Genomic DNA, 6,000 nt, shown 5'->3' with positions numbered 1-6,000 from the left:
GGCTTTCCTCCGGGCGCTTCCCTTCGGTCTTGCGTTTCCGACTCTATCAGATCTTTTCTCGATCCGATTTCCTCGGTGCTTTCCAGGTTCCCGCTTTTGTTTCGCGGTTTCCTTTCCGGCGGTTCCGACTCTATCAGATCCTTTCGGTGTCTGATTCCCTGTCAGAGGGGGTTGTCTTCCCGGCCCTCGGGCCGTTCCGACGAGTGAGACTTTAGCGGATTCCCGGCTCCCGAAGCCAATCGGGCGCCGCGTCCTTTCGAACGTGGATTCCTCATTCGCAAATACGCATGCCAATGACGCGACGGCAGACGGATCGACTGCTCGTCGAGGAGTGGTTGGTACCTGCGAAATGGCTGTCCGGGGACCGACCGGAGTCGGCGCTCACGTCGGACAACCCGGAGAACACTACGTATCCGGTCTGGGGTGTGTCAACCCACCCCCCGGTGACGCCCCGGAGGCGTACTCTGGGCGACATGACTACGCGTACGTGCACCCAGCTGTGGTGGGCCGCCTGACGGCGGCCGAACTCACGTATGCGTTCAACGGCCGCCGCCTCGGCGGCCGTTCTCGTATCTCCCTCCGGACTCCCGAGGGTCGGCCCGCCGGGACGGCGGCCTCGACCGGAGAAGGAGTGGAGATGACGCGGGTCTTCAGCGGGATCAAGCCGACCGGGCACCTGACGTTGGGGAACTACCTGGGAGCCATGCGGCAGTGGGCCGAGGCCGACCAGCACCGCTCGGACGCGTTGTTCTGTGTCGTCGATCTGCACGCGCTGACCGTGGACCACGATCCGGCGCGGGTGCGGCGGCTGAGCCGGCAGGCGGCCACGCTCCTGCTGGCCGCGGGACTGGATCCGCAGCTGTGCACCCTGTTCGTACAGAGTCATGTCGACGAACACGCGCGGTTGTCCTATGTGCTGGAGTGCGTGGCCACCGACGGCGAGATGCGGCGGATGATCCAGTACAGGGAGAAGGCCGCGCGGGAGCGGGAGCGCGGGGGGAGCGTGCGGCTGTCGCTGCTGACGTATCCGGTGCTGATGGCGGCGGACATCCTGGCGTACGGGACCGACGAGGTGCCGGTCGGGGACGACCAGGCGCAGCACGTCGAGCTCACCCGGGATCTGGCGGTGCGGTTCAACCAGCGGTACGGGCACACGTTCGTCGTCCCCAAGGCGACGGTTCCGGCGGTGGCGGCGCGGGTGATGAACCTGCAGCAGCCGAGGTCGAAGATGGGGAAGAGCGATGACTCCGGGCCGGGGATCGTCTATCTGCTCGACGAGCCGGACGTGGTGCGGAAGAAGATCATGCGGGCCGTCACGGACAGCGGGCGCGAGGTCGTCTACGACCGGGAGGAGCGGCCGGGGGTGGCGAATCTGCTGGAGGTCCTTGCCGCCTGTACGGGCGGGGACCCGGCGGAGCTGGCGGACGAGCACGGGTCGTACGGCGCTTTGAAGAAGGCCACGGCGGAGGCTGTGGTCGAAGTGCTCCGGCCGGTGCAGGCCAGGCACAGGGAGTTGTGCGCGGATCCGGCGTATGTGGAGGGGGTGCTGCGGGACGGGGCGGGCCGGGCGCGGGAGATGGCGCGTCCGGTGGTGGACGCCGCCTATCGCGCGATCGGGCTGCTGCCGCCGGCGGAGGTGGCGGAGTCCGTCGCGGGCGCGGTGCTGAACGCGGCCCGGTAGGCGCGCGGGCTGGTGGCGAGGCGCGATGCGAAGTGCTGGCGCATCGTGACCTCGCTGCCGAAGCCGGCGCGGCGGGCGACCTCGGGCATGGGGAGGTCGGTGCGTTCGAGGAGTTTCTGGGCCGCGGCGATGCGCTGGTCCAGGAGCCAGCGGAGCGGGGTGGTGCCGGTGGCGGCCGTGAAGTGGCGGGCGAAGCTGCGGGGGGACATACCCGCGTGAGCCGCGAGGGCGGCGACGGTGAGTGGTTCGTGGAGGTGGCGCAGGGCGTGTTCGCGTACGGCGGCGAGCGTGTCGGCGTCGCGGTCCGCGGGGGCGGTGGGCTGCTCGATGAACTGTGCCTGGCTGCCGGTGCGGAAGGGGGCGGTCACCATCGAGCGGGCGATGGTGGCGGCTGCTTCGGCGCCGTGGGAGCGGCGGACCAGATGGAGGCAGAGGTCGATGCCGGCCGCGGTTCCGGCGGCGGTCCAGATGTTGTCGTCCTCGACGAAGAGGGCGTCGGGGACGACGTCGACGAGCGGGTGGTGGGCGCGCAGGAGGCCGATGAGGTTCCAGTGGGTGATCGCCCGGCGGCCGTCGAGGAGGCCGGCCTGGGCGAGGGTGAAGGCTCCGCCGCAGAGGGCGGCGAGGGGGATGCCGCGGGCGTGGGCGCGGCGGAGCGCGTCGAGGACGGGGACGGGTGCGGGGGTGAGGTGGTCGTCCAGTCCGGGGACGAGGATCAGGTCGGCGCGGGAGAGCCAGGCGAGGGTGCGGTCGGGGTGGAGGGACAGTCCGCCGCGCATGGGGACGGGGGTGGTGTCGGTGGCGACGCGCCGCAGGTCGAAGGCGGGGGCGGCGCGGTCGGTGCGGTCGGTGCCCCAGACCTCGGTGATGACGGAGACGTCGAAGGCCCGGATGCCGGGGAAGGCGACGAGGGCGACGCGGTACGCAGGGGCCACGGTTGGCAGTAAACCATCGATCGCTGACTTCTGTACCTCTGGGGTGCGGGCGGTCCCGGCGGCACGATCTGGTGCATGGACATCGCAGAGAACGCAGCGCTGGTGGTCGTGGACGTGCAGAAGGGCTTCGAGGAGGCCGGCTTCTGGGGGGCCAGGAACAACCCGGGGGCCGATGAGAACATCGCGGCGCTCATCGACGTGTGGCAGTCGTCGGGGCGGCCGGTGGTGTTCGTACGGCATGACTCGACGAGCCCGCGGTCGCCGTTGCGGCCGGGGTATGAGGGGAACGGGTTCAAGGCGTACGTGGAGGAGCGTCGGGGGAAGGGTGCCGGGCCGGAGCTGTTGCTCACGAAGACGGTGAACTCGGCCTTCCTCGGGACGCCGGATCTGGGGGCCTGGCTGACGGCGCAGGGGATCTCGCAGATCGTGGTCGCCGGGATCCAGACGAACATGTGCGCGGAGACGACGGCGCGGATGGGCGGCAATCTCGGGTACGACGTGCTCTTCGCGTACGACGCGACGTACACGTTCGATCTGGAGGGGCCGTTCGGCTGGCGGCGGAGCGCGGAGGAGATCGCGCAGGCGTCGGCGGTCTCCCTGCACGGGGGCGGGTTCGCGCGGGTGGTGACCACGAAGGAGATCGTGGGGGCGGCCGGCGAGTGATCGCCCCGCCGCCCCGCTCGCCCCGGTCCCCCGGCGGGGTCAGTCCTTGGTGCCGGAGGCCAGCTCGCGGCTGCGGTCGCGGGCGGCCTCCAGGGCGGCGATGAGGGCGGCCCGTACGCCGTGGTTCTCCAGTTCGCGGATGGCGTTGATGGTGGTGCCGGCGGGCGAGGTGACGTTCTCGCGGAGCTTGACGGGGTGTTCGCCGCTGTCGCGGAGCATGGTCGCGGCGCCGATCGCGGACTGGACGATGAGGTCGTGGGCCTTGTCGCGGGGCAGGCCGAGGAGGATGCCGGCGTCGGTCATGGCCTCGACCAGGTAGAAGAAGTAGGCCGGTCCCGAGCCGGAGAGCGCGGTGCAGGCGTCCTGCTGGGACTCGGGGACGCGCAGGGTCTTGCCGACGGAGCCGAAGATCTCCTCGGCGTGGGCGAGGTGCTCGGCGGTGGCGTGGCTGCCGGCGGAGATGACGGACATGGCCTCGTCGACGAGGGCGGGGGTGTTCGTCATGACGCGGACGACGGGGGTGCCGGGGGCGAGGCGCTCCTCGAAGAAGGAGGTCGGGATGCCGGCGGCTCCGCTGATGACCAGGCGGTCGGCCGGGACCTGGCCGGCGAGTTCGTCGAGGAGGGTGCCCATGTCCTGCGGCTTGACCGTGAGGATCAGGGTGTCCGCGGTCTTGGCGGCTTCCGCGTTGGTGACGGGGGTGACGCCGTAGCGGGTGCGGAGTTCCTCGGCGCGTTCGGGGCGGCGGGCGGTGACGAGGAGGTCGGCCGGGGGCCAGCCGCCTCGGATCATTCCGCTGAGCAGGGCTTCGCCGATCTTGCCGGCGCCGAGGACTGCGACTTTCTGGGTCATGGTGCGGGGCCCTCCGTGGGTTGCGTCGTCCACGTTCATCCTCGCACCGGTGCTGGGGCGTGCGGGTCGCTTGTCCGGTGGGCGGACGTCGGGCTTCTCGCCCCGCCGCCCCACGGACCGGACGGGACGGGGCCGGTCAGGTCGTCCGGCGTCGCAGGGTCGCCGCGCCCAGGCCCAGGACCAGCACCGCGCAGCCGCCGACGATCAGGACGTCCCGCACGAAGGTGGCTGTCATGTCCGTGTGGGTGAGGACCTCGTTCATGCCGTCGACCGCGTAGGACATGGGGAGGGCGTCGGAGAGGGCCTCCAGGGCGGGGTGCATGGTGTCGCGGGGGGCGAAGAGGCCGCAGAGGAGGAGCTGGGGGAAGATCACCGCCGGCATGAACTGGACCGCCTGGAATTCGGAGGCGGCGAAGGCGGAGACGAAGAGGCCGAGGGCCGTGCCCAGCAGCGCGTCGAGGAGGGCCACCAGGAGCAGCAGCCAGGGGCTGCCGATGACGTCCAGGTCGAGGAACCAGACCGCCAGGCCGGTGGCCAGGGCCGACTGGATGATCGCGAGGGTGCCGAAGGCGAGGGCGTAGCCGGCGATCAGGTCGCCTTTGCCGAGGGGCATGGCGAGGAGGCGTTCGAGGGTGCCGGAGGTGCGTTCGCGCAGGGTGGCGATGGAGGTCACCAGGAACATGGTGATCAGCGGGAAGATCCCGAGGAGCGAGGCGCCGATGCCGTCGAAGGTGCGCGGGCTGCCGTCGAAGACGTAGCGCAGCAGGAACAGCATCAGGCAGGGGATGAGGAGCATCAGCGCGATCGTGCGCGGGTCGTGGCGGAGCTGGCGCAGGACCCGGGCGGCGGTGGCGGTGGTGCGGGAGGCGTTCAGGCCCTTGGTGGGGGTGGGTGCGGGGGTGGTGGTCATCGGGTCGTCTCCTTCCGGCGGGCGGCTTCGGCCGCTTCGTCGACCAGGTGCAGGAAGGCCGCCTCGACCGTGGCCGCGCCGGTGCGGGTGCGCAGCGACTCGGGGGTGCCGTCGGCGAGGATCCGGCCTTCGCGCATCAGGAGCAGGCGGTGGCAGCGCTCGGCCTCGTCCATGACGTGGGAGGAGATCAGGAGGGTCGTGCCCCGGGTCTCGGCGAGGTGGTGGAAGAGGTTCCACAGGTCGCGGCGCAGGACGGGGTCCAGGCCGACCGTCGGTTCGTCGAGGACCAGGAGTTCGGGGGTGCCCAGGAGGGCGACGGCGAGGGAGACGCGGCTGCGCTGGCCGCCGGAGAGGTTTCCGGCGAGCGCGTCGGCGTGGGTGGTGAGGTCGACGTCGGCGATGGCCCGGGTGACGTTCTCGTGGCGGCGGGCGGCCGCGGCGCGGCCGGGGTCGAGGATCGCCGCGAAGTAGTCGAGGTTCTGGCGGACCGTCAGGTCGTCGTAGACGGAGGGGGCCTGGGTGACGTATCCGATGCGGGTGCGCAGGGAGGCGTGGCCGGCCGGGTGGCCGAGGACGTCGAGGGTGCCGGTGACCTTGGCCTGGGTGCCGACGACGGCGCGCATCAGGGTGGACTTGCCGCATCCGGAGGGGCCGAGCAGGCCGGTGATCTGGCCGCGCGGGACGGTGAAGCCGAGGGAACGCAGGACCGTGCGGGAGCCGCGGACGACGGTGAGGTCGCGGGCCGTGACCGCGGGGGGCGAGCCGGGCGGGCCGGGTGGCTCGTTCAGAGAATTCATCATGTGATGAATAATTGCCCCAGGGCGGGGAGTCGTCAAGGGGCTCGGCGGGCGGCGCAGGCGCGCGGCGGTGGCATTGGAAGCGGAGGTTCCGCTCAACGCGCCTCCCCGTTCACGGATCGTGCACAAGAACCTTCTCCGGACTCTGTCGTTTTTACTGAC

At 71.1% G+C, this 6,000-nt stretch carries 6 protein-coding genes; 2 read left to right on the top strand and 4 right to left on the bottom strand.

The window, feature by feature from the left end; translation table 11 throughout:
- The first annotated feature begins 637 nt into the window (after positions 1 to 637).
- Positions 638 to 1,681, top strand: a complete 1,044-nt coding sequence (gene trpS / locus ACFY2L_RS22715; RefSeq protein ID WP_390823187.1) for a tryptophan--tRNA ligase — start codon at positions 638 to 640, stop codon at positions 1,679 to 1,681.
- Here the strand turns inward: trpS and ACFY2L_RS22710 are convergent.
- Entirely contained in the window at positions 1,603 to 2,616 is a 1,014-nt protein-coding gene (locus ACFY2L_RS22710; RefSeq protein WP_390823186.1) for a GlxA family transcriptional regulator, read from the bottom strand. The genes trpS and ACFY2L_RS22710 overlap by 79 nt on opposite strands.
- A gap of 75 nt (positions 2,617 to 2,691) precedes the next feature.
- Here ACFY2L_RS22710 and ACFY2L_RS22705 point away from each other — a divergent pair, with 75 nt between their 5' ends.
- Positions 2,692 to 3,279: a cysteine hydrolase family protein gene (locus ACFY2L_RS22705; RefSeq protein WP_390823185.1), complete on the top strand. Its 588-nt coding sequence runs from the start codon at positions 2,692 to 2,694 to the stop codon at positions 3,277 to 3,279.
- A 39-nt stretch (positions 3,280 to 3,318) separates the two neighbouring features.
- Here ACFY2L_RS22705 and proC read toward each other — a convergent pair whose 3' ends face one another.
- The 3 genes from proC to ACFY2L_RS22690 form a co-directional block, all read right to left on the bottom strand.
- Complete coding sequence (gene proC, locus ACFY2L_RS22700; RefSeq protein ID WP_390823184.1) at positions 3,319 to 4,131, bottom strand: pyrroline-5-carboxylate reductase; 813 nt, start codon at positions 4,129 to 4,131, stop codon at positions 3,319 to 3,321.
- 136 nt (positions 4,132 to 4,267) lie between these two features.
- Positions 4,268 to 5,041 (bottom strand): ABC transporter permease, encoded by a 774-nt coding sequence (locus tag ACFY2L_RS22695; protein WP_390659474.1) that lies wholly within the window; start codon positions 5,039 to 5,041, stop codon positions 4,268 to 4,270.
- Entirely contained in the window at positions 5,038 to 5,841 is an 804-nt protein-coding gene (locus ACFY2L_RS22690; RefSeq protein ID WP_390823183.1) for an ABC transporter ATP-binding protein, read from the bottom strand. The genes ACFY2L_RS22695 and ACFY2L_RS22690 overlap by 4 nt, the downstream gene beginning before the upstream one ends.
- Positions 5,842 to 6,000: the final 159 nt, after the last annotated feature.

The sequence above is a fragment of the Streptomyces sp. NPDC001381 genome, from assembly GCF_042895685.1.
Taxonomy (GTDB): Bacteria; Actinomycetota; Actinomycetes; order Streptomycetales; family Streptomycetaceae; genus Streptomyces.
Note: the sequence above shows the minus strand (reverse complement) of the source record. Positions and strands in the feature narration are given on the sequence as shown.